Origin of the sequence: Bacteroides mediterraneensis (genome assembly GCF_016900355.1) — a bacterium.
In the GTDB taxonomy this organism is placed as follows: Bacteria; Bacteroidota; Bacteroidia; order Bacteroidales; family Bacteroidaceae; genus Phocaeicola.
Genome location: NZ_JACJKA010000001.1, coordinates 411,156 through 434,578, shown reverse-complemented (window position 1 = coordinate 434,578; position 23,423 = coordinate 411,156). Strand labels below are relative to the sequence as shown.

Here is a 23,423-nt window from a genome sequence, read left to right as displayed (position 1 = left end):
CATCTACAGCACATTATACCACCAAAAGGCATGGACATAGGAAAAACATAAATCATACTCTATGAAAAATGGCAAAACGATGATTATATAACGAAAAAGAGGATGCATCATTTTGACACATCCTCTTTCGAAAGTGTGATTTTTTAAGTAAAAGGTTATTTAATGACGTTCAGTTCTTTTCCTACTTTGATGAAGGCCTGGATAGCCTTGTCCAAGTGGCATTGTTCATGACCGGCAGAAAGCTGTACGCGGATACGGGCTTGTCCTTTCGGCACTACCGGATAATAGAAGCCGGTGACAAAGATGCCTTCATCCTGCATACGGGCTGCAAATTCCTGTGAAAGTTTGGCGTCGTACAGCATAACTGCGCAAATGGCACTCTGTGTAGGCTTGATGTCGAAGCCTGCTGCAATCATCTTGTCACGGAAGTAGTTGACATTGGCCATCAACTTGTCGTGCAAAGCGTTGCTTTCTTTCAGAATGCGGAACATTTCCAAGCTTGCTCCTACGATGGCTGGAGCCACAGAGTTGGAGAACAAGTAAGGGCGAGAGCGTTGACGTAACATGTCGATAATTTCTTTCTTTCCGGTAGTGAATCCACCCATGGCACCACCAAAAGCTTTTCCAAGGGTACCAGTGAAGATATCAATTTTGTCGTACACATTGAACTGTTCTGCCACGCCGTGTCCTGTAGGCCCTACGACACCAGCTGAATGAGATTCATCCACCATAACCAGTGCATTGTATTTCTCTGCCAGTTCGCAAATCTTGTCCATCGGGGCTACGTTGCCGTCCATGGAGAATACGCCGTCGGTAGCGATGATGCGGTGGCGTTGTGCTTGTGCTTCCTGCAAGCAACGTTCCAAGTCGGCCATGTCGGCATTGGCGTAGCGGTAGCGTTTGGCTTTGCACAAGCGTACGCCATCGATAATGGAAGCATGGTTCAGTGCATCAGAGATAATGGCATCTTCTTCTGTGAAAAGCGGTTCGAACAGACCCCCGTTGGCGTCAAAGCAGGCGGCATATAAAATGGTATCTTCTGTGTGGAAATAGTCGGAAATAGCTGCTTCCAACTGTTTGTGAAGGTCTTGTGTACCACAGATGAAGCGTACAGACGACATACCATATCCGTGAGTATCCATTGCTTTCTTGGCAGCTTCAATCAGACGTTTGTTGTCGGAAAGTCCCAAGTAGTTGTTGGCGCAAAAATTAAGTACTTCCTCTCCTGCATTTACTTTGATGTCTGCACGTTGTGGAGTGGTAATAATGCGTTCATTCTTGTATAAGCCGGCAGCTTCAATGTCGGCAAGTTCCTTTTTCAGGAAGTCTCTAAAATTGGTATACATATATTGATATTAAGGTTTTACTAATGCAAAGATGCAATTTTTTTATTTAGAAAAAAAGAAGATTGGTATTTTTATTTTATCTATAATAAGTTTTGTATATTTGCCATGTAATTTTAAAATCCAACATGTAAATGAAAAACATTTTAATAATTGGGTCTACCGGACAAATTGGTTCGGAACTTACCATGCTTTTGAGAAAGAATTATACAGGTAATGTAGTAGCTGGATATATTCCTGGAGCTGAACCTAAAGGCGAGTTGAAGGAATCTGGTCCTTCAGCCATTGTGGATATAACCAATTCGCAGCAAATAGCCGATGCGGTAACGAAATATCAGGTGGATACCATCTATAATCTGGCGGCCTTGCTTTCAGCCGTAGCTGAAAACAAACCTCAGCTGGCTTGGAAAATCGGATTGGGCGGTCTGTTCAATACGTTGGAAGTGGCTCGTGAAAAGAATTGTGCCGTCTTTACGCCGAGTTCTATCGGTTCGTTTGGTCCCGGAACTCCGAAAGACAAGACCCCTCAGGACACCATACAGCGCCCTAAGACTATGTATGGTGTGACAAAAGTTTCTGGAGAATTGCTGAGTGACTATTATTTCACCCGTTTTGGAGTGGATACTCGTTCGGTTCGTTTTCCGGGATTGATTTCTTATGTGACTCCTCCGGGAGGTGGAACTACTGACTATGCGGTAGATATTTATTATTCGGCGGCTAAGGGAGAGAAGTTCGTTTGTCCGATAGCGGCAGGTACTTATATGGATATGATGTACATGCCGGACGCATTGCGGGCGGCTATTGAGATTATGGAGGCGGATCCGGCCAGACTGGTGCATCGTAACTCATTTAATATTGCTTCCATGAGCTTTGAGCCAGAAACAATTTATCAGAATATCCGGAAATATGTCCCCGGCTTTGAAATGGAATATCAGGTAGATCCTTTGCGCCAGGCTATTGCCGATTCATGGCCTAATTCTTTGGATGATACTTGTGCCCGTGAGGAATGGGACTGGAAGCCTGAATATGACTTGGAGGCGATGACTAAGGATATGCTGGCCAAGTTGAAACAGCGTTTCGCTCATTGATGCTTCCTGCGACGTGAAACGATTAATCCCCTCATTCTTTCGTTTATAAATAAAAAGAACGAGGGGATTATTTATTTTAGTTCTCAATAAATAGTGCGTTGAAAAAAGTTTCAATGGATGTAGGCTTCACGTAATGGAGTGTATGTCCTTTTATGGCTATAGAATCCATAAGAGTGTATAAGCCTTTATGTCCGTCAGCAGATAGATTCAGGATTTTTTCTTTGTATATGTTTTCAATTTCTGGGCTGTAAGTATTTTCCGGTAGATTCTTGAATTCACCTATATAGGCATTTTGTTCGAATATATTGTGGGTGGAAGACGTGAAGTCAAAACGGCTGGGTTCTGCTGCGTAGAAGATATTCTGTCGGAAGCAGGTACTGTCCGCATATCCTTCCCATGAATCGGAGGTTATCATGGTTCGGTCTGTGACGATATCGGGCTTAGGGTTAGCATGTACAATGTTTCGCTCAATTAAGGTTCTTTTAACAGGTCCAGCTATGTGAATGCTGGGTGAAAACATTCCTTGTCTGGTCTTTTTAGGACGTATGCCATCACCTATACTAATATTATATCGGACAATGCTTCCGATATTTCCACAGCTGTAATCTTCAGCATCTCCATTATTACATATTAGGACCATTCCTCCATAATTGTCGTGACTGTAGTTGTATTGTATGAGTGTGTTCTGGCAATTATAGTCGGAATCGAATCCTTGTGCATCCCAAGGTGCTTTGTGATGACATACCTCATTGTATTGTATGATGGTGTTGTCACAACTCCATGGCCAGATACCGGCCGCTGCTTCTGTCATGGGAAGGGTATCAAGAGAGTTGCACATTAGGTTGTATTCTATCAGAGTACTGTCGCATCCGATAGGGACGATGCCATCACCTGGAACTTCTTCAATAAGATTGTTACGGATAATAGTATGGGTGTTGGGATACCAGTTTTTCCGGTCATAATATCCGTCCCAAATCATGGCATTGCGTGCACACCGTAGGATATGGCAGTTTTCAATGGTCAGGCTGTCAAAACGTGAGCGGATACTGTCACCGCCATTAACTATCAGAATTCCACTACCGCCTCCTTCTTCTTTGACAAGAGAACCATTGACATCCCGTACGGTGATGTTATTAATTCTAATATTATGTGATGTACCATAATTCATACATTCTACTTTCAGGCCAGTACGTCCGGCTAAAGCTTTCTCTCCAGTATTGACTATTTCCAAATTCTGAATGGTCAGATAATCGGAATTGGAGATACATACAGCGTACATGGAAGAGTCATTTCCTATGATACGAGGGTTTTGTTTTCCTTCACCATAAGCATCGATAATGACTGGAGCTTGTGGTGTACCTGTTCCTGTTATATTGAGTTCGCCTTTAAAAGTTTCGCCACGTTTGAATAATAATTTGCTGCCTTCTTTTAGAGAAAGGTTTTCTACGCGTTGCAACGTTTTCCATGCGCTGCTGGCAGAAAGTCCGGAATTGTCATCGTTTCCGTTTGTGGCATCCAGATAATAGATTGGGGGAGGAGAACTGCAACCCATTATACATAGAGATGCTATTATGAGTAAGTTTTTTATTGTATTCATGATGATGGAAAATGAAAAAAGTCACAGGTAGGCATGGAGCTCCTGTGACTTTTATTTAAAGTAATTTATTTCAGGTTTTCATTCAGGTCGGCATCGAATGACGGGATGGTTGCATAGTTGCGTGATTCATTCCAGCTGCCTGTCACTTCAACACCTTCTGTTAGAGAAAGTCCTGGGGCAACTTCTACTGGTGCATTGGCTTGGCGTGAAGCAAAAGTATTCTTGAGGTCATCCATGCGGAGCTGGTCGTTGGCACGAACTACGAGAGCTACATAATATCCCTGACTTCATATCCATGTTCCTTTAAGCATTTGTTGGCAAATGTTGTCGGGTCATTAGAATAATTTTCCGCTTTGTCTACTCCTTCTCCGTAGGCACGGTCCAAAACTTTCTGTAAACATTGTTTGGCTTCTTCATTCACAGAACCGCTACGTGCTTGTGCTTCAGCATACCACAGCAATACCTCACTATATGAAACCAAGTATAATGTTTGGCTACAGATACCGTTGTTCATGGTGTATTCCCGGTCGTTATAGTCTTTCATTGCACTGCCATCCGTACCTCCTCCATATAGTAAGGTGCGGAACATTGGGTGACATTCGTTGAGGATAAAAGCACCATTGTTGTCTTTCTGATACCAATCAATTAGCTGATCTTTATAGGCGTTCTTTTCAACCAAGATCTTACCTCCGTCACTTCCATAGATGGCATCTTTTCGTGGTCCTTCCGGCATTTCTTTCCAATATTTGATTTCGCCTACAGCATCTCCCCATCCACCATTGGTGACAGATTCGTATGCTTGGCAGACTGAGTTCCAAGAGTCTAATCCAGACCATCCCCATGGATTGTCTTTGTTGAACTTAATGGCTACAACACCTTCTTGTGAGTAGGGGTTGGATACATACATGAAACGGTCTTTGTAATTGGGCTCCAGTTTATAGTAATAGTTATTGCTTGCTACACCATCAATAACCGCTTTAGCCATTTGAGCAGCTTTGCTATAGTAAGAAGCTTCATTCAGAGGGTAGCCAGCTCGCGCCATGTAAACGGCGGCCAATACTGCTTGTGCAGCTCCTTTATTAATATAGTTGTTTAGTCCGTCTGCAACCCGTGGAGAAGAGGTATAGGCATAAGGTAAAATACGCTCAGCCTCTTCCAGGTCGCTGCATATTTGAGCATAAATCTGTGCTATTGTAGATTTTTTGACATTAAAATCCAAATCCGTGGTAAGAATCAAAGGGATTTCTCCGTACCAGCGTACTAGTTTAAAGTAGGCTACAGCTCTCCAGAAGAGTGCTTGTCCTTTTCCAATATTAGCTTCTTCTTCACTGATAGGCACTTTTTCTACATTATTAATAATGAAGTTTGCAGCTTTAATGATTGCATAATTGGTGTTCCATGCACTTTTTGAATCAGCGTTGTTGTCATTCACTTTATAACTGTCGAATTCCCGATATACATCTTTGTTTCCACTGGTGAGTGCGGTCAAATCGTCTCCCATCCAGTTGGGAGACAAGGTATGTGTACCGTTAATAGAATATTGCACTTGCGCATATAGTACGTTGATGGCACCATCCAGGTCATTTTGTGAGGTAAAGTAATTTTCGGGTACCATTTGTCCCTTCGGGTCTTCGGTCAGGAAGTCACTGCAAGAGGTCATGGCTACTGCACAAGCCATTAATGCGCTTATAAATATTTTTGTTTTCATAATGTTCGATTTATTAAAAGTTCTATGCTTTGTGATATTAGAAATTCATCTTTACACCAAAGGTAAAAGTTCTAGGAGTAGGATAACCACCTATATCTACACCGCTGCTCACATCTACACTCTTTGAAGAATCGTCTGTAAAGGCTGAAGCTGTAGGATCCATACCTTTGTATTTGGTAATGGTAAACAGATTCTGGCAGCTGACAGACAAGCGGATGTCTGCAAATTTAGTCTTAGATTTTGGGAAAGTATATCCAATACTTAAGTTTGCTAAACGTACATAGCTGGCATTTTCTACCCATTGGGTTGAATTGGCATAGTTAGTACCTCCATTCAGCAAGGATGCAAATTTTGCATTTTCAGGATTGACATCCCAGTTGTATTCATATGCTTCTTTTGTATTGATGAAAGAGGCATCTGAGATGGAAGTAGACATGGCATAGCGTACCAAGTTCATACGATCCATTCCGAACGCTCCGGTCAGGAACATGCTTAAATCCCAGTTCTTATAATTTACTGTATTGTTCCAACCGAAAGTGAAGTTTGGGTTGGCATTGCCGATTACGGTGCGGTCGCCTGCATCAATGCTTCCATTATTGTTTAAATCTGCATATACATTCTTGCCGTCTTCGCTAATTCCTTCCCAAATATATCCGTAGAAAGAACCAATGCTGTATCCCGGCATAACGATAGTTGACTCATCAGCCATTTTATCAGCAGGAGTTTTTCCGTAAATATATTCATTAGTTCCTAAGCTTTTCACTTCATTCTTCAGGTAGGTACCTGTCAAAGTGGAGTTCCATTGCCAGTCTTTCGTTTGGATAAGACGGGCATTGATAGAGAAGTCGATACCTTTGTTGTCAATACGTCCCACATTTGCCAGATAATTACCGCCTCCGTTATATCCAGGAATAGGTTCCTGCATCAAGCAGTCGACTGTACGTTTGTAGAAATAGTCGAATGAGAATGACAAGCGCTGGTTCCATACCGCAAATTCCAGTCCTAAATCAAACTGTTTGGTTTTTTCCCATGTTACATCGGGGGTGGGCAATGAAGTGGGCCAGTAGCCATAATACAGTTGGGAAGAAGTTCCGTAGTTTGTATAAGCTTGTCCCAGTAACCCGAGTGTAGAATATGAGCTAATACCTTGATTACCAATTATACCATAGCTGGCACGCAATTTCATGTTCTGTATTGCATGGAAGTCTTCCAGGAAAGGTTCGTTGCTGATGTCCCATGCTGCAGCGATAGACGGGAAGTATCCCCATTTGTTTTTGCTGAATTTGGAAGAACCATCGGCACGGAATGTAGCTGTCAAGGTATAGCGGTCATTGTAGTTATAAATCACACGTCCTACGCCTGATAGCAAGGTTTCTCTTGAATAGCTGTTGCCTAATGTTTTTGTACCTGCCATGTTTACATTCCACCATCCTACCGCTTCTGTGGATAGATTGTTTCCACCGATATTCATGTTACGGTACTCAGTAGAAGTTGCTTCCCATACAGCCGTAGCAGTCAGGTTGTGCTTGCCGAATTTTTTCATGTAAGTGAAATTATTCGTTGATTGCAGCATCATCCGGAAGGCATCACTGTTGCCCATGCTGCTGATGGCTGTAGGGCCTGCCTTAGCAGAAGAGAAAGAATATGATTTGTTATCCTGATAATCGAATGCATTGGTTGTCGTAAATGTTAATCCATCGATAATCTTGAATCGCAGTGACAGGTTACCGGTGGCTGCATAAGTGCGCAATTCATTGTCTGTGGCTTCGATGGCCGCCAGCGGGTTGCCTCCGGTGGTGTTTTTACCTACATTATATTTCCCATCTTCGGTAAACATGTCCATTGTCGGGTCATAGTTCAGCGAATTGAATATCGGGTTTCCTTTGCTGGCAATGTAGGTGTTTCCGTTTCTTACACCATGAGTGAATTGTATGTCGGTGGTAACTGTCAGCCATTTTGTTACCTCAGAATTTAAGTTGACACGTGCAGAATACCGTTCATTGTCTGAATAGCGAAGTACACCTTGCTCGTTCACATAGTTTGCGGAAACGTAATATTGCGTTTTCTCGCTACCTCCTGAAAGGGCCAGCTTATAGTTTTGTACCAGACCTGAACGGAACATTTCATCCTGCCAGTTGATTCCTTTCTTGCCTGTTCTGAGTGCCTCCAGTTCGCTGTCAGAATAGCCGTTTCCTGGATACCAGAAGTTATATGCATCAGCATATTCATACGGGCTGAGCATATCATAGTGTTTGTATACGTTGGATACTCCTACTGATGCGTCAAAAGTGATCTGTGTCTGTCCGGCCACACCTGTCTTTGTGGTAACCAATACAACTCCATTTGCGCCTCGAGAACCGTATATTGCAGTAGAGGATGCATCTTTTAACACCTGAATAGATTTGATATCGTCCGTGTTCAGTCCGCTAAGACCTCCTTCACGCACGATACCATCTACTACGTACAAGGGCTCGTTGCTAAGGTTTACAGAGTTGGCTCCACGGACACGGATTCGGATGTCTCCACCGGGTACACCACTGTTTTCCACTTGTACGCCGGAAACACGCCCTTGGAGAGCTTCGGAGATACGGGTTACAGGCTGGTCTTTAAAAGACTTGTTGTCCATGACAGCCACGGAACCTGCCAAGTCGGCTTTACGGACGGTTCCGTATCCTACTACGACAACTTCGTCTAGTGTTTCAGTATCTTCTTTTAAGGTAAGCTTCAGTGATAATCCGTTGCGGTCAATTTTTACTTCCTGGCTTTTGTAGCCTATATAAGATATATTTAATGTGGCTCCGGCACTGACTTCGAGTACAAATTTTCCATCAAGGTCTGTAATTGTTCCATTGGATGTACCTTTTTCCACAATGCTGGCTCCAATAACAGGTTCTCCATTTGTGTCGGTGATAATTCCGGAAACTTTGTAGGTGTTGTTTTGTTGAATACCGGTTGGTTCGTTGGAAATGTTAGCTTCGATGTGAGTAGAATAGGCTATGAGCAGTCCTAATGCTAACATTTTACTTACATTGAGTTTTCTACGTTTCATAATATTAAAGTTTAAAGTTTGCTTTCTTTGGTTGAGCATGCTCAAAATTAGTTTTATGAAGGCGATGGGGCGATGAAAAAATAGCAGAAAAGGATAAAAATCAAAATTTCATCCTTTTCTGCTATTTTTTCATCCATTTCTGGTGTGGCTGATTCTTTATTCTTTGTCGTATTCCTTGTTCGTGGTGTATTCTTTGGGTAGAAATCCAAATTTTTTCTTAAAGCATTGGCTAAAGTATTTAGGATCATTAAATCCTACGGAATATGCTAGCTCAGACACTCGGATTTTCTTCTTCTCTTCCAGCAGACGGAAAGCAGCCTGTAGACGTATGCTTGATATGAATGCCAGCGGTGTCATATCGGTCAGTTGTTTCAGCTTTTCATTTAATGTACTTCTTGACATTTGCATTTCCTTGACAAATGTCAAGGTATCGAAATCCACATCGCTTAAGTGTGCATTTACACATTCGACTGCTTTCTTTAGAAATTCTTCATCTTGGCTTGTATAATCCACATGCTTGGCCTCGAAAATCAGTTGCTTTTTGGAATTACCGTTGTGAGATTCACTTTTCTTCAGCAGGTTATCTATTTTGGCAAGTAAGACTGAAATATTCAAAGGCTTACATATATATCCGTCAGCTCCCGCTTCGTATCCTTCTATTCTGTCCATATCGCTGGTTTTAGCGGTTAACAGGATGACTGGAATATGTTTTGTTTCGAATTTCTCTTTTATTTTCTTGCATAGCTCAAATCCGTTCATTCCTGGCATCATGACGTCAGACACGATTATATCTATATTTTTGTCTTCCAGTTGGAGCAAAGCTGTTTTGCCGCAAGAAGCCTCTGTAAGGTCAAAATGATCTGTAAGGATACGTCGCATTACATTCCGTAGGTCATCATTGTCTTCCACCAATAATAAGGACGGTTTTTCTTTATTGGCGTTATGTGTCGGAAATGTTTGGATAGCATTAGCAGATGAATGGTCTGTTGTTTCCTGTGGTATGTTTGATTCTATGGTTTCATGACTTTTGTTTTCTTCGTCAATTTCTTCTTTGCTATATGCCTCTTTGTTTATGGGTATTAATACGGTGAATGTGTTTCCGTTTTCTTTGTCACTTTCTACTTTGATTTGTCCGTGGTGCAAAAGAGTGAGGTCTTTGGTTAAAGACAATCCTATTCCTGTTCCAATGGTATGGAATTTACGATACTCTCCTTCATAAAATCTTTCAAACAAATGTTTCAGTTTACTTTCAGGTATTGGTTCTCCTGGGTTGCTGATACTTATCTGGAAAAGATTTTGTTCGCGATGATAAGCTTGGGTTATAGTAATTGTCTTATTTTCTGTAGTATATTTGGCTGCATTGGATAAAAGGTTGTAGATGATTTTATCTAATTTGTCATGGTCAAAATACCCTTGATATTCTGTCTCCATATTTTGGAATACGAAGTGTATGTTTTTTTTTCGGACCAGTGGAGTAAAAGCCTGTGCGGAGTGTTGAAGGAAGCTGGTCAGGTTTCCGTAAGAAACTTTCAGTTTCTGACGTCCGTTTTCCACTTTCCGGAATTCCAGTATTTGCTGTATTAATCGTTTTAGCCGCAATAGGTTATCTTCTATTTCCGGTAGTGAGTTTCGGGTCTCTGGAAAATGTATTTTTATTTCATCAATTGAAGCAGATATGATAGATAATGGGGTAAGCAACTCATGGGTGATATTGGTGAAGAATTGTAGTTTGCTGTGATTGATTTCTTCGTTTTTCTGCCGTTGTATATTGGCCAACTCTACCATTTGTTGCAGGTGGATTCTTTTACGTATGATTCTGTAGGTATACCATACCAATAAGGAGAGTAAAATGGCATAGATGCAATAAGCCCACCAAGTTAACCAAGGAGGAGGCAAAATGGTAATGGTTACAGAACGTACGTTGTTCGACCATAATCCATTGGGATTACTTCCTTTTACATAGAAAGTATAAGTACCTGCAGGAAGGTTATTATAGAATGCAGCTGGTTGATAACCTTCTGTAGAAATCCATTGATTATCATATCCTTCTAATTTGTATTCATATTTATTCAGTATGGGGTTGATATAGTTTAATACTGAAAATCCGATACTGAAATTATTCTGTTTGTATGAGAGAGTGATATGTTGTGTATATTCCAAGGATGAATCCATTATTTTTTGTAGTTCTGTGTCTGTCATGTGTGAAATGGATGTATTGTATATTTTCAGGTCGGTTAATACCACAGGATATGAAACTGTATCATAATTGATTCCTTCCGGGAAGAAACTGTTTATGCCATGTACCCCTCCGAAATACAGTTTGCCGTCTTCACCTTTTGCACAAGCATTTCGATTGAAGATGTAGTCTTGCAGTCCGTCTTCGGTAGTGAATACTTGTATGTTTTTTTCTTTTTTCGTTTTATCAATATGAATCATTTCAGAAGTCATGGTAACCCATAGCCCTTTCAGGTTATCTTCAAGTATGCAAGATACTACTTCTCCTTTTTTCATTGTATTGGGCAATGCATTCTGGAAACAATCTTTGTGAGCATTGTAAACATTTAGTCCTTTCCCGTTGGTGCCTGCCCAAATGGTATTTTCACTGTCAATGTACAATGCCATGGCTCCCACTGCCTCTGCGTTTCCTAAATTGATGCTGTATTGTTTGGTTACAAATTTATGGTTCTTAGGAGTGATTTTCCAGATACCTGAATTAGGGGTTGCAGCCCAGATATTGCCGTCTTTGTCTTCTTGTAAGCGGAAAATAGATTCTTTGGGTGGGATATATGCATTGTTTTCTATCAAGTCATTCAGTGCGTACATTTTTCTTTGGGGGGTGAGTAAAAAGATGCCACTGCGCGTGCCTAACCATATATTTCTTTTGTTGTCTTCCAGTACGGAATAGATACACACGTCCGTCAGCTGTGGATAGGAGTCTATATTTATCTCCTCTACCTTTTTTCCATCAAGAATCCAGAGTCCGTCATCCCATGTGGCAAAGCAGTATTCTCCTTTTTCTCTAAGACGGATGATTTCGTTGACAGTAGATACGGGAGGTAAGTTCCTGAATGCTGGCATTTGATTATATGGGATGACCTCATGGCTTTGCATGTTGTATTTTATGAATCCGAACCCCATGATACTGATCCAAATCCAGTTTTTGTCAATGGGGCAAATGGCCCGCACTGACGCACTGGGAAAGATGTCGCGTATGCTTCTGAGTGAGTTCAAATTGAATTTCCGAGGGTTTGTATTTGCTACCCGGATTCCTCCGCCGAGCATTCCGACCCACATCAGTCCGTCGGCACTGGATAGCAGTGCGTCTACTTCATTGAAAGGAAGATGTCCGCTTTTGTCGCTTGGATAGTAATTGGTAAATGTCCCGTTTTCCGATTCCATGATACTGAGTGCACTTCGAGAGCCAATCCAGAGTTTTCCGGTGTTTCTGTCTTGAGTGATGGCATAGATGATGTTATCGGCGATGCTTGAAGGGTCGTTTTCATCATGCGTGTACCGGACAAATCCATAATGTTGCATGTCATATGGATTCTGCATTTTTAATAAGCCATATCTCCATGTTCCAATCCATATATTTTCATTCTTATCTTGAAAAATGACATGTGCGGAATTGCCGGGACATACATTGTGATAGGTATAAAGCCGTTGCTGTGTAGGGTCATAGCGATAGAGTCCTTGGCTCCATGTGCCAATCCAAATGTGTCCTCTCTTATCTTCTAATATGGATTTGACGTCAATGTTTGTTTCAAACTTATATTGGGTGAAGTTGGCTTCATTTTCTTTTTTGATGAATAAGCCTTTATTGGTTCCTACCCATACCGCTCCTTTGTGTGTACACGTGACTGTCTCTACATTTGTCACTTGAGGGTGTGGGAGTGAAATATTTTCTATTTTATCATTCCTTTTATTCAGTTTGTATAATCCGTTGTGTGTGCCAATCCATAAATTGCACTCGTAATCTTCTGCAATTGCATTGATGAATCCGTCAATCGATTTTTCACTGTCATCAGGTTCGGCGTGATATACTTTTGTGGAATACCCATCATAACGTACCAGTCCGTTATAAGTGGCGATCCAAATATAGCCTTCTTTGTCTTGAAAGAGATTCCGTATTTCGTTTGTAGGGAGTTGTATGAGGTTTCTTAGCGGACTGAAATTAATATATTCTTTGGTCATGTTAGGAGCTCCCCATCCCAAAATGGAAATTATAGCAAATAGTTAAAGTAAAAGAATATGTCGTTTCATGGTATTATGCAAATAATAAACACAAATTTATAAATACTATTTGTTAATACAAAAAACGGAAGAATAGAGTTTTATCGTTTCATTTATCCGGAGAGGGGATATCGGGTGTACATAGGGTTTAGATATAAAGTAAAAAATCCTCTTATTCCAAGTGGAAATAAGAGGATTTTATGTAAAATGATTTGAATTTTATCTCACTTGGATTACCAGATAGCGAGAAACGCTCCAGAATTCGTTCGGATTGTTGATTTTCAAGGTCAATTGTCCTTTGTCATCCTTTGCCAGTTCATATGAACTTTGAGGATGAGTAGTCAGCAGTTCAGCACGTTTGGAGTAAAGTTTGATTTCTTTAACCTTGCGGATGTCTATCTGCGTGAAATAGTCCTTGTTGAATTCATTGTCTTTCAATACATCACCTTTCTTCAGGATTTTCTGATCCTTCAGTTCTGATTTTGTGCCGTATACATACCAAGCAGTGTTCAGTGCTTGATCTTGTGCTTCCACTGTCTTTGTCTTAGATTCGTTTTCTGCACTCAGCTCGTCTACATTTTTGTTCAAGTCCATTACGGCTTCGTCGAGTTCGGCAATGCGGATGTTCTTGGCGGCCAGTTCTGCCTGCAAGGTTTCAATCTGCTGCTGTTTGGCAGCCAGTTCTGCAGTCAGGTTTTTGATTGCTTTTTTCAGTTGTGCTGACTGGTAGTTGCTTTTCTTCAGCTGTGCCTCCAGTTTGGCAATCTGTTCACGGTTTGATTTCAGTTTTTCACTGATAAAGCGGATGTCTTCTTTTATTTTGTCGGCAGATGACTGGCTCTCGAGGGTACCTTCTTTCAGATCTACACGGTTCTCAGCTTCATTGATTTCACGGAATCCTTCCTGGATTTCATTAAAAGATCCCATAATCTCATCCAGCTCCGCGTCGCGGTTGGATAGTTCAAGCATCAGTGAGTCGTTTTGGGCTTGCAATGAGCTTTTTTCCTGGCTGGAATTGTTACATGCTGTCAATAATGCGGCAGCACATAAAGCAGATAAAACAACCTTTCTCATAACTTTATTGATTTAGAATTATAATTTAGTTTTCTTTTCCTCCGAGTATAATGACAATTTCTCCTCTTGGTTCAGTTTCTGTGAAGTGTGCAATGACTTCCTGCAAAGTACCCCGAACGCTTTCTTCATGTATTTTGGAGATTTCCCGGCATACAGATACAGGGCGGTCGGCTCCGAAAATCTCGGCAAATTGAGTTAATGTCTTTACCAGCCGGTAGGGAGATTCGTAAAAGATCATGGTGCGGGTTTCCTCTTTCAAGGCATTCAACCGGGTCATGCGACCTTTCTTCTGCGGGAGGAAACCTTCAAAGCAAAAACGTTCGTCCGGCAGACCGGAAGAAACCAATGCCGGAACGAAGGCCGTAGCTCCCGGCAGGCATTGTACTTCTATGCCGTTTCTGACACATTCCCGTACTACCAGAAAGCCGGGGTCGGATATGCCCGGAGTACCCGCATCGGAAATTAAGGCTACAGTTTGCCCTCCCTTAATGCGGTTGACAATACTTTCTACCGTCTGGTGCTCGTTGAACTTGTGGTGTGACTGCATGGCATTCTTGATTTCATAATGCTTCAGCAGGATACCCGATGTACGTGTATCTTCAGCCAGAATCAGATCCGCTTCTTTCAGTATGCGGATAGCGCGGAAAGTCATGTCCTCCATATTACCTACCGGAGTAGGAACGACATATAGTTTACCCATTTTCTTCTCTTATATGTGATAAAGCAAAGGTAAAAAGTTTTCGTTTTCACGCGTCCGATTCTCTAAACATTTAACAGAAGTTTTCTCTTTGTAGGGGCTTTTCGATGCTATTTTATAAAAAAACGCCGATTTTTCGGTGATTTCAACGTATCGTTGTAATTTTGCATTTGTTTATAGAATGAAGTAATATGGTAGTATTTTCAGAAGATCACCGGGAGGAGACTTGCCGGAGAGGAAGGATAGAAGTGATATGTGGTTCCATGTTTTCGGGGAAGACAGAAGAGTTGATCCGGCGTTTGCGAAGGGCCACCTTTGCTCATCAGAGGGTAGAAATCTTCAAGCCGGCCATAGATACCCGTTATTCGGAAGGGGATGTGGTGTCGCATGATAACAATAGTATAAAATCAACTCCCATCGATTCTTCTGCGAGTATTCTTTTGTTTACTTCGGAAATAGATGTGGTGGGGATTGATGAAGCGCAGTTTTTTGACGATGGATTGCCGGAGGTTTGTAATGAACTGGCCAATCAGGGAGTCCGTGTGATTATTGCCGGATTGGATATGGATTTTAAAGGAATTCCTTTTGGTCCGATGCCGGCTTTGTGTGCCATCGCCGATGAAGTCACGAAAGTGCATGCCATTTGCGTAAAATGCGGCAACCTGGCTTATGTGTCGCATCGTACGGTATCGAACGATAAACGGGTGCTGTTGGGTGAAAAGGAGGAATATGAGCCATTGTGTCGTTGTTGTTACCAAAAAGCACTGAAATCAGAAAAAACAACAAGTGTTTGAGATACAGGGAGATATGAAATAACGTGAAATTTTTTCGGAAAAATATAGAGCCAATATTTGGTAGTTATGATAAAAACATCTACCTTTGCACTCGCAATCGGGAAATGACCGATGCAATAAGGGATTGATTCGCTAGCTCAGCAGGTAGAGCACAACACTTTTAATGTTGGGGTCTTGGGTTCGAGCCCCAAGCGGATCACAGAAAAAAAGAGAGCACGAAGAGTGGCTCTCTTTTTTTGTTTTTAAAATTTGGAGCCAATTCATATTCTGATGCAATAAGGATAAAATAATAGTGCCGTTTTTTTGTGCGATTTAAAAAATTTGTATATTTGTCTTACTCTAAAAGAGAAAGAAAATATTAGAAGCGTTTTGACATTATCCACAAGTTCAGGAAATCCCCAATTTCGAAACGATAACAATGGATAATACAAAGACGCTCCACGAACTATTTATATTTGCACTTCAGCATCCGAAATGTATGTATATATAGGCGTGGGGCTTTATGTATTACTCGGTTATCAAGTATGGGGATACTTCTGAACAGGTAATGCTAAAGTTCCCCACGCTTCACCTTTTATAATAACGGCTTTTAGGGGAAGTAAGCTGACAATTGGATTGGACATGAAAGCATTTTTTGTGGCAGACACTGACTCCTATTGTAATCAGATTGTTCTTTTTTATTTTTTCTTCGTTTTTTTGTGTTGTCTTGAACTTTTCAGACAAATTCTGTGCCATTTCTCCTTTTTATAATTATGCGTGGCGGAATGATGGGAGGTTGTGGACCATCTCCCCATGAAAAAAGTAAGATTTGGGACATGATTTACTGCATGCTGGAGGATATTCGCACTGCCAGAGCCCTGTTGTATACCGACGATTTTGACAAGATTCTCCAACGGTTGGAACTGATCGAAAAAGAAATAGATATTTTGTCCGTCTTGTTAGGTGAGGCCTGACAAAATTTCCGTATTCTTCTTCTCTTTATTGACAGTATGTCATTATTAGTTGTTAATTCAATACAAAAAGGGAAATTATGGATAAAATAATAGAAGAAGTTGTCAATGAGCAACTTAACAGTGAGGTGTGGTCTTCAGGGCTTTATACGGCTTTTCAATTGTATTTTAGTGAGCAGGGTATGCCGATGCTTTCCTCTTGGTTGGGAGTACAGGTACAGAAAAAGGCTGGACGCATTCGTAAGATGGCTGAGTATCTATTGTCTGTGGGCGGAGAAGTGTGCCTGGAAGCACAAAGCTTCAGGCCGGAGCACTGGCAGAATCCAATGGGAGCATTGGATGCTTTCTTCTCGCATGAGCAATATTTTCAGCAACAGGTGACAGATTTTCTGAACTGGGCTCATGAGGTAGACGATGCTTCTTTGCGTTGTCTGGCCTTTGATTTGTATGCAGATGAAGTACAGGTTAGTGATTTCATTTTGGAATTGCTGCAAATACTCTCGAAAGGGAGGAGGAGGATGTTGCCTTTGGAATAAAAAGATGAAATTACAATATAAACATTTAAAGTTGAATAATAATGATGTGGCATATCATATATTATAAAAGAGAATAGGTCTTGAGCTGATATGGAAAGTTTTGATTTTGAGGAGGAGCTGATAGCCTTGGAGGGAAAGCTGCGCAGTTATGCGTATTTGTTGTTTCCCCAAAAGGAGGATGCTGAAGATTTGATACAGGAAACCTTGTTACGAGCACTGGAGAATAGAGAGAGGTATAATGAAAATGCTAATTTTAAGGGTTGGTTGTATACGATTATGCACAATACTTTTATTAATATTTGCAAGTCGAAAAAATATTATCTGTTTATGAGTTTGTCCGATAACAATGTAGATGCGGAGATGGTACGGGCAATGGAGTTTGCGGATGATGAGTATGGCTTTAAGGAGGTTTGTCAGGTAATCGATGAGTTGCCTGAACATCTTCGGATAGTCGTTGCAATGAGGTTGAAAGGATTCAAGTACCTGGAGATTGCGAATCATACCGGAATTCCGATAGGGCTGGTAAAGAGTCGGATCTTTTATGGGAAAAAGAAATTGAAGGAGATGCTGGATGAGTCATAAAATAAAAGAGCGTACCGGGATGACCGGTACGCTCTTTTATTTTGTCTTTTTTTCAGGGAATAGACTGAATTACGCGTTAGCACGCTTTTCCTGAATTCTGGCTTTCTTACCAGTAAGTGCACGCAAATAATACAATTTAGCGCGACGAACTTTACCCACTTTGTTGACAGTGATGCTGTCGATAGCCGGAGATTCCAATGGGAAGATACGTTCAACACCCACTGTGCCTGACATTTTGCGTACAGTGAAACGTTTCTTTTCACCGTGACCTGAAATTTTGATAACAACACCGCGGTACAACTGTACACGTTCCTTGCTACCTTCAACGATACGGTATGCTACTGTGATAGTGTCACCAGCTTTGAATGAAGGATGCTGTTTGCCAGTAGCAAATGCTTCTTCTGCAATTTTAATTAAATCCATGTTTTGTAATAAATTAAATTGTTTGATCGTTACAACGCAACATATCAAGTAACTCTTCTTTGACAGCGATTGCGCGAAAGCGGTGCAAAGATAGCGCTTTTTTGTGATGCAGCCAAATGTTTCGTGCGTATTTTATTAAAAAATGAGAACTCTTCCGGATAGCTTTTGTCATTCTTTTGTCAGTGTTTCTTTTTTCGTTACTTTTGACTCCAAATAGATTTGTGTATGAATTGTTTAGAGAAGAAATTAGTAAAAGGTATGGTCCTCGGAGTCTTTGCCGGATGGTTGCTAACAGGCTGTAGCTCGGGCTATTCACTGGTGGGAGTAGAAGGCGGACGGATAGCCATTACCGATAAATATGACCGGAATCCGGATTCGGAGGCTTTGAGTATCTTGAAACCCTATCAGCAGAAAGTAGACAGTACCATGTCACCGGTCATCGGGCATTCGGCAAAAGACATGGGGGCGTATCGTCCGGAATCCCCGTTGTCGAACTGGATTGCCGATGTACTTCGCCAGGCGGCCTCAAAAGCCAATGGCAAACCTGCGGATGTGGCAGTCATGAATATGGGAGGCATCCGCAATGCGATGCCGGAAGGCGAGATTACCTATGGTACCATTTATGAAATCGCTCCTTTTGAAAATGCCTTGTGTGTATTGACCATGGATGGGGCTACGTTGAAGGAACTTTTCACGGAAATTGCGGCAGTGCATGGCGAAGGGCTCAGTGGGGCCTCATTAAAGATTGACAAAGAGGGAAATCTGCTGGAGGCGAAGGTCAACGGACGACCGATTGAGCCAAAGAAACTTTACACGGTGGCTACCATTGATTATCTGGCCGAAGGAAACGACCGGATGATGGCGTTCCGGAAGGCAAAGTCGAAGACACTTCCCAAGGATGCGTTGCTGCGTACGTTGCTGATGGATGCAGTAAAGCAGTGCGAACAGAAGGGTCAGTTTGTGTCGGCCCAAGTAGAAGGAAGAATCAAAGTGAGTGCGTCCAATTGAAATAGAAGAAAAATATGAAAAAGATATATTGCTTATGGCTGATGTGTTTGCTGGCAGGTGTGGTGGCAGCCCAGTCGGTAAAAGAACTGTATATATTCCACACGAACGACATGCACAGCCGCATCGAACCTTATGCTTCTTACTTTCCGGATTCCGTGGTGGCAGGAAAAGCGGGCATTTTGCGCCGGGCAGCCTTCGTGCAGGAGCAGCGGAAGGAACACAAGGATATGCTGTTGTTCGATTCCGGCGATTTTTCCCAGGGAAGTCCTTATTATAACCTGTTCAAGGGAGAAGTGGAAATCAAGATGATGAACGAGATGGGGTATGATGCCGGTACCATTGGAAACCATGAGTTTGATTTCGGCCTCGACAACATGGCCCGTCTGTTCAAGATGGCCAAATTCCCTATAGTATGTGCCAATTATGATGTGACCGGAACCGTGCTCGAAGGACTGGTGAAAGAATATGTCGTGCTGGAACGCGACGGTATCCGTATCGGGGTGTTCGGATTAAGTCCGGAACTCGACGGACTGGTGGCACATGCCAATTACGGAAATGTGAAGTTTGAAGACCCGGTGGCAGAAGGTCAGCGGATGGCTGATTTGTTGAAAAATCAGGAGCATTGTGACCTTGTGATTTGTCTGTCGCACTTGGGCTGGGAAGGCGAACCTTACTCGGATGTGGAGCTGATAGAGAACACCCGCCATATTGACCTTGTGCTGGGTGGACACTCTCATTCATTCTTCGACGCACCGAAATTCTATAAGAACCTGGATGGGATAGAGGTCCCCGTACAGCAGATGGGGAAAAGTGCAGCCTTTGTGGGAAGAATGATTGTCAAGATGCAGAAGAACTAAAAAATGAAGATGGAATGATAAGAAAAAGTTTGTGGAGCCTGGTGTGGTGCTGTCTGATGGTCACGGGCCTCTTCGCACAGGAACCAGCTCTTTTGAAGCAGATACATGATACGGAAGCTTGCCGGAAATGGGTGGACAAGCAAATGCAGCGCATGACCTTGAAGCAGAAGGTGGGTCAGCTGTTTATTTATACGCTCCAGCCGGTGACGACCCAATACAATAAGAATGTGCTGCGGAAAGCCATAGAAGACTACGCCATCGGAGGATTGCTGTTTACCGGAGGAGAAACCGGAAAGCAGGTCCAGCTCACGAATTTTGCCCAGTCGTATGCATCGGTGCCGTTGATGATTACGTTCGACGGAGAATGGGGATTGGGCATGCGTCTGGAGAATACACTGTCGTATCCGTATAATCGGGTCTTGGGATGTGTGCAAAATGATTCCTTACTTTATGCTTATGGAAAAGAAGTGGCCCGCCAATGCCGACTGATTGGAGTACAGGTCAATTTTGCCCCTGTGGCCGATGTGGATAACAATCCGAATAATCCGGTCATCAACTTCCGGTCTTTCGGCAGTGAGGCCAGGCAAGTGGCTCGGAAGGTGGTGGCTTATGCCACCGGCCTGGAAGCAGGGGGGGTGATGTCGGTGTGTAAGCATTTTCCGGGGCACGGAGATACGGAAATCGACTCGCATAAAGCATTGCCGGAACTGAATTTCGACCGTGACCGGTTGGACAGTGTGGAGTTGTATCCCTTCCAGAAAGCCATTGAAGCGGGCGTCGGTGGGGTGATGGTGGGGCATTTGCATGCGCCTGCCCTGGGCGAAAAGCCGGCTTCCATTTCGGAAGAAGTGATTATGCATACGCTGGTCGATGAGTTGCATTTCCATGGACTGGTGGTGACGGATGCCTTGGAAATGAAAGGAATTGCAGGGCATGAAAATGTCTGTGCCCAGGCGTTGGCAGCAGGCAACGATGTGCTGCTGGCTCCCCGGAATCTGAAGAAGGAAATCGACGGAGTGATGTCTGCAATTAAGAAAGGTACGCTGACGGAAGAAGAGATTGACCGGAAATGCCGGAAGGTGCTGACCTTTAAATATGCCTTGGGACTTTCTTCCTGGAAGGAAATTCCGACCGAAGGCCTTGAAGAAAAGATTGCCACTCCGGAAGCGTTGGCACTTCAGCAGAAGTTGTCGGAAGCGGCGGTGACGGTGGTGAAAGATTCGCTGGCCCTGCTCCCGCTCGATTTGTCTGTGTCGGGAACGGTTTTGTTGAGCGTGTCTTCTTCCTTGTCGGAGGCCTATCCGTTCTATCATCAGTTGCATCAGGATTATCCGGTCAGCTGGCTGCATGCGAATGTCGATTCGCTGGAGGCAATCGGGGCTCGTTTGCGCCCGGCACAGCGGGTACTGGTAGCACTGCATTCGCAGGAGGTGGAACCGTATGTGCCGCTGTTGGAAAAATTGGCAGCTGACAAACCGCTGGCTTTGGTTTGTTTTGGCGACATGAAGACACTGGAAAAAATGCCTGAAGTGGTTCGCCATGCCTCGACGGTTATCTTGGCTCATGTGGATGAGGATTACGTGCAACGCCATGTGGCTGAATTGTTTTTAGGCAATGCGTATGCCGATGGACGTCTTTCCATTCCGTTGGCCGGGCTGTTCAGGGCAGGAGACGGACTGACGGTAGACCCGGATACTCCCCGTAGGTATGATCCGGAAGACGTAGGGATGGATGCTTCCATACTGGCAAATATTGACAGCATTGCGGAAGAAGGAATCAGGTTGGGAGCCTATCCGGGCTGTCATGTCATGATTCTGAGAGAAGGACTTCCGGTGTACAACAAATGTTTTGGAAACTATACGTATGAAGGCGGGATGCCGGTGAAGGAGAACAGTCTGTACGACTTGGCTTCACTGACCAAGGTGACGGCTACGCTGTTGGCCGTGATGAAACTTTATGACGAGGGCAAGTTCGGACTGACCGACCGGGTATCGGATTATTTGCCCATCTTGAAAAAAACGGACAAGTCTCGTCTCACCATCCAGGATTTGCTGTTCCATGAATCCGGATTGCCGGCCTACCTTCCGTTTTATGAGGAGGCCATCGATATGAAGTCTTGTAACGGAGCCTTGTTCCGTAAGAAACCGGACAAGACCCATACGCTGAAATTGGCAGAAAACATGTATGCCTGCCCGGATTTCCAGTACAACCCGCAATGGGTGTCACATACTCCGTCGGCAGACTATCCGCTGCAAGTGTCCGACAGCTTGTTCCTGAACAAGGAATTCTGTCGGGAGGTGGTGAAGCAGATTGTAGAAAGCCCGTTGAAAGGGCGGTCGTATCGTTACAGCTGCCTGAACTTCATGCTCCTGAAAGAGATGGTAGAGAAGATTACGGGGACTCCGATGGATGTGTACCTGGACAGTGTGTTCTATGCTCCGATGGGGTTGAGGCATACCGCCTTCCTGCCTTTGCGCAAGTTCAAGAAAGAACAGATTGTACCCTCTGTCAAGGACGATTTGCTGCGTGGCGGACCGTTACAGGGATTTGTGCAGGATGAGGCTGCTGCCTTTATGGGCGGAGTTTCGGGAAATGCCGGCTTGTTCTCTACGGCTCACGATGTGGCTCGGATTGCTCAGATGTGGCTGGATAAGGGGATTTGCGGAGACAGAAGATACTTGAGCCGTGCCACATGTGAACTATTCACCACGCTGAAGTCGCGCAACAGCCGCTGGGGACTGGGATTTGACAAGCCCGATGTGGAAAATCCGGAAAACAGTCCGTGCACGCCTGAAGCACCCGCTTCCGTCTTTGGCCATACCGGTTATACGGGAACTTGCGTGTGGGTGGATCCAGACAATGAACTGGTTTTTGTGTTCTTGAGTAACCGGACGTATCCTTCTGCCTTGGGAACGAACAACCTGGTGAAGTACAACATCCGCACCCGAATGCAACAGGCAATGTACCAGTCGATAATGCGTTGACTCTATTTAGACGAATTATAAATTGTACTGAATTGGATAGAAAATGTAAAGTGGATGTGACAACTGAAAGGAAAAAGATTAACTTTGCACTATCAAATTAGGACTAATAATAACTTAACTTTTTTACAACAATGGCTTACGTAATTAGTGACGATTGTATCGCTTGCGGTACTTGTATCGATGAATGCCCGGTTGGCGCAATCTCAGAAGGTGATAAATATTCAATCAATCCGGACGCTTGCACAGAATGTGGAACTTGTGCTGACGTTTGTCCTTCTGAAGCAATTCACTTGGGATAATCGAATCGTCTGTATGACACAAAATAAGGGAACCCTGCTAAAGGATTCCCTTATTTTTTTGCTTTTTTCTGGGGAATATGGTGTCAAATCAGGTCCTGTAAAAACGCCTTTGCGTTTCGGTTAAAACGCAAGTACATTTCAACTAAAACGCAAGTGCGTTTTGCTTCAAACGCAAGTGCGTTTTTTGAAGCATAAAAAAAC

General features: G+C 43.1%; 18 protein-coding genes and 1 tRNA gene. 10 read left to right on the top strand and 9 right to left on the bottom strand.

Annotated elements, in window-relative coordinates; genetic code table 11:
• Positions 1 to 155 precede the first annotated feature (155 nt).
• Entirely contained in the window at positions 156 to 1,346 is a 1,191-nt protein-coding gene (gene kbl / locus H6A28_RS01855) for a glycine C-acetyltransferase (RefSeq protein ID WP_204475442.1), read from the bottom strand.
• Positions 1,347 to 1,477: 131 nt separating this feature from the next.
• Here kbl and H6A28_RS01850 point away from each other — a divergent pair, with 131 nt between their 5' ends.
• Positions 1,478 to 2,431, top strand: a complete 954-nt coding sequence (locus tag H6A28_RS01850) for an NAD-dependent epimerase/dehydratase family protein (protein WP_204475441.1) — start codon at positions 1,478 to 1,480, stop codon at positions 2,429 to 2,431.
• A 76-nt stretch (positions 2,432 to 2,507) separates the two neighbouring features.
• Here the strand turns inward: H6A28_RS01850 and H6A28_RS01845 are convergent, their stop codons facing one another.
• The 7 genes from H6A28_RS01845 to rsmI all read right to left on the bottom strand — a co-directional run bounded on the left by H6A28_RS01845 (position 2,508) and on the right by rsmI (position 14,792).
• Positions 2,508 to 3,983: a right-handed parallel beta-helix repeat-containing protein gene (locus H6A28_RS01845; protein WP_239465215.1), complete on the bottom strand. Its 1,476-nt coding sequence runs from the start codon at positions 3,981 to 3,983 to the stop codon at positions 2,508 to 2,510.
• 110 nt (positions 3,984 to 4,093) lie between these two features.
• A complete protein-coding gene (locus H6A28_RS01840; protein WP_204478653.1) occupies positions 4,094 to 4,264 on the bottom strand; it encodes a hypothetical protein in 171 nt (56 codons plus the stop codon).
• 32 nt (positions 4,265 to 4,296) lie between these two features.
• Positions 4,297 to 5,736 (bottom strand): RagB/SusD family nutrient uptake outer membrane protein, encoded by a 1,440-nt coding sequence (locus tag H6A28_RS01835; RefSeq protein WP_204478652.1) that lies wholly within the window; start codon positions 5,734 to 5,736, stop codon positions 4,297 to 4,299.
• A gap of 37 nt (positions 5,737 to 5,773) precedes the next feature.
• Positions 5,774 to 8,785: a SusC/RagA family TonB-linked outer membrane protein gene (locus H6A28_RS01830; RefSeq protein WP_204478651.1), complete on the bottom strand. Its 3,012-nt coding sequence runs from the start codon at positions 8,783 to 8,785 to the stop codon at positions 5,774 to 5,776.
• Positions 8,786 to 8,941: 156 nt separating this feature from the next.
• Positions 8,942 to 12,979 (bottom strand): hybrid sensor histidine kinase/response regulator transcription factor, encoded by a 4,038-nt coding sequence (locus tag H6A28_RS01825; RefSeq protein ID WP_204478650.1) that lies wholly within the window; start codon positions 12,977 to 12,979, stop codon positions 8,942 to 8,944.
• 258 nt (positions 12,980 to 13,237) lie between these two features.
• Entirely contained in the window at positions 13,238 to 14,092 is an 855-nt protein-coding gene (locus H6A28_RS01820) for a hypothetical protein (protein WP_204475435.1), read from the bottom strand.
• 25 nt (positions 14,093 to 14,117) lie between these two features.
• Positions 14,118 to 14,792 carry a 16S rRNA (cytidine(1402)-2'-O)-methyltransferase gene (gene rsmI, locus H6A28_RS01815; protein ID WP_204475434.1) on the bottom strand — a complete coding sequence of 225 codons (675 nt, stop codon included), beginning with the start codon at positions 14,790 to 14,792 and terminating at the stop codon, positions 14,118 to 14,120.
• Positions 14,793 to 14,980: 188 nt separating this feature from the next.
• Here rsmI and H6A28_RS01810 point away from each other — a divergent pair, with 188 nt between their 5' ends.
• From H6A28_RS01810 to H6A28_RS01790, 5 genes are all read left to right on the top strand, one after another.
• Positions 14,981 to 15,583, top strand: coding sequence for a thymidine kinase (locus H6A28_RS01810; protein WP_204478649.1), 603 nt, complete (start codon positions 14,981 to 14,983; stop codon positions 15,581 to 15,583).
• Positions 15,584 to 15,709: 126 nt separating this feature from the next.
• A tRNA-Lys gene (locus H6A28_RS01805) sits at positions 15,710 to 15,782 on the top strand.
• A 553-nt stretch (positions 15,783 to 16,335) separates the two neighbouring features.
• Positions 16,336 to 16,536, top strand: coding sequence for a hypothetical protein (locus H6A28_RS01800; protein ID WP_204478648.1), 201 nt, complete (start codon positions 16,336 to 16,338; stop codon positions 16,534 to 16,536).
• A gap of 77 nt (positions 16,537 to 16,613) precedes the next feature.
• A complete protein-coding gene (locus tag H6A28_RS01795; protein WP_204475431.1) occupies positions 16,614 to 17,069 on the top strand; it encodes a ferritin-like domain-containing protein in 456 nt (151 codons plus the stop codon).
• A gap of 90 nt (positions 17,070 to 17,159) precedes the next feature.
• A complete protein-coding gene (locus H6A28_RS01790; protein ID WP_204475430.1) occupies positions 17,160 to 17,651 on the top strand; it encodes an RNA polymerase sigma factor in 492 nt (163 codons plus the stop codon).
• Between the two features lie 69 nt (positions 17,652 to 17,720).
• Here the strand turns inward: H6A28_RS01790 and rplS are convergent, their stop codons facing one another.
• On the bottom strand, positions 17,721 to 18,074 hold the full coding sequence (gene rplS / locus H6A28_RS01785) for a 50S ribosomal protein L19 (RefSeq protein ID WP_022352866.1): 354 nt from the start codon (positions 18,072 to 18,074) through the stop codon (positions 17,721 to 17,723).
• A 225-nt stretch (positions 18,075 to 18,299) separates the two neighbouring features.
• Here rplS and H6A28_RS01780 point away from each other — a divergent pair, with 225 nt between their 5' ends.
• The 4 genes from H6A28_RS01780 (at position 18,300) to H6A28_RS01765 (ending at position 23,222) form a co-directional block, all read left to right on the top strand.
• Entirely contained in the window at positions 18,300 to 19,082 is a 783-nt protein-coding gene (locus H6A28_RS01780) for a 5'-nucleotidase C-terminal domain-containing protein (protein ID WP_204475429.1), read from the top strand.
• Positions 19,083 to 19,096: 14 nt separating this feature from the next.
• Positions 19,097 to 19,939 (top strand): bifunctional metallophosphatase/5'-nucleotidase, encoded by an 843-nt coding sequence (locus H6A28_RS01775; protein WP_204475428.1) that lies wholly within the window; start codon positions 19,097 to 19,099, stop codon positions 19,937 to 19,939.
• A 14-nt stretch (positions 19,940 to 19,953) separates the two neighbouring features.
• A complete protein-coding gene (locus H6A28_RS01770) occupies positions 19,954 to 22,923 on the top strand; it encodes a glycoside hydrolase family 3 N-terminal domain-containing protein (protein ID WP_204478647.1) in 2,970 nt (989 codons plus the stop codon).
• Positions 22,924 to 23,054: 131 nt separating this feature from the next.
• Positions 23,055 to 23,222, top strand: coding sequence for a DUF362 domain-containing protein (locus H6A28_RS01765; RefSeq protein ID WP_007557742.1), 168 nt, complete (start codon positions 23,055 to 23,057; stop codon positions 23,220 to 23,222).
• The last annotated feature ends 201 nt before the right edge of the window (positions 23,223 to 23,423 follow it).

What these genes read in the sequence shown, in the direction of transcription:
- kbl (WP_204475442.1), bottom strand. Translation starts at nt 1,346, where the DNA reads ATGTATACCAATTTTAGAGACTTCCTGAAAAAGGAACTTGCCGACATT.
- H6A28_RS01850 (WP_204475441.1), top strand. Translation starts at nt 1,478, where the DNA reads ATGAAAAACATTTTAATAATTGGGTCTACCGGACAAATTGGTTCGGAA.
- H6A28_RS01845 (WP_239465215.1), bottom strand. Translation starts at nt 3,983, where the DNA reads ATGGGTTGCAGTTCTCCTCCCCCAATCTATTATCTGGATGCCACAAAC.
- H6A28_RS01840 (WP_204478653.1), bottom strand. Translation starts at nt 4,264, where the DNA reads ATGGATGACCTCAAGAATACTTTTGCTTCACGCCAAGCCAATGCACCA.
- H6A28_RS01835 (WP_204478652.1), bottom strand. Translation starts at nt 5,736, where the DNA reads ATGAAAACAAAAATATTTATAAGCGCATTAATGGCTTGTGCAGTAGCC.
- H6A28_RS01830 (WP_204478651.1), bottom strand. Translation starts at nt 8,785, where the DNA reads ATGAAACGTAGAAAACTCAATGTAAGTAAAATGTTAGCATTAGGACTG.
- H6A28_RS01825 (WP_204478650.1), bottom strand. Translation starts at nt 12,979, where the DNA reads ATGACCAAAGAATATATTAATTTCAGTCCGCTAAGAAACCTCATACAA.
- H6A28_RS01820 (WP_204475435.1), bottom strand. Translation starts at nt 14,092, where the DNA reads ATGAGAAAGGTTGTTTTATCTGCTTTATGTGCTGCCGCATTATTGACA.
- rsmI (WP_204475434.1), bottom strand. Translation starts at nt 14,792, where the DNA reads ATGGGTAAACTATATGTCGTTCCTACTCCGGTAGGTAATATGGAGGAC.
- H6A28_RS01810 (WP_204478649.1), top strand. Translation starts at nt 14,981, where the DNA reads ATGGTAGTATTTTCAGAAGATCACCGGGAGGAGACTTGCCGGAGAGGA.
- H6A28_RS01800 (WP_204478648.1), top strand. Translation starts at nt 16,336, where the DNA reads ATGCGTGGCGGAATGATGGGAGGTTGTGGACCATCTCCCCATGAAAAA.
- H6A28_RS01795 (WP_204475431.1), top strand. Translation starts at nt 16,614, where the DNA reads ATGGATAAAATAATAGAAGAAGTTGTCAATGAGCAACTTAACAGTGAG.
- H6A28_RS01790 (WP_204475430.1), top strand. Translation starts at nt 17,160, where the DNA reads ATGGAAAGTTTTGATTTTGAGGAGGAGCTGATAGCCTTGGAGGGAAAG.
- rplS (WP_022352866.1), bottom strand. Translation starts at nt 18,074, where the DNA reads ATGGATTTAATTAAAATTGCAGAAGAAGCATTTGCTACTGGCAAACAG.
- H6A28_RS01780 (WP_204475429.1), top strand. Translation starts at nt 18,300, where the DNA reads ATGAATTGTTTAGAGAAGAAATTAGTAAAAGGTATGGTCCTCGGAGTC.
- H6A28_RS01775 (WP_204475428.1), top strand. Translation starts at nt 19,097, where the DNA reads ATGAAAAAGATATATTGCTTATGGCTGATGTGTTTGCTGGCAGGTGTG.
- H6A28_RS01770 (WP_204478647.1), top strand. Translation starts at nt 19,954, where the DNA reads ATGATAAGAAAAAGTTTGTGGAGCCTGGTGTGGTGCTGTCTGATGGTC.
- H6A28_RS01765 (WP_007557742.1), top strand. Translation starts at nt 23,055, where the DNA reads ATGGCTTACGTAATTAGTGACGATTGTATCGCTTGCGGTACTTGTATC.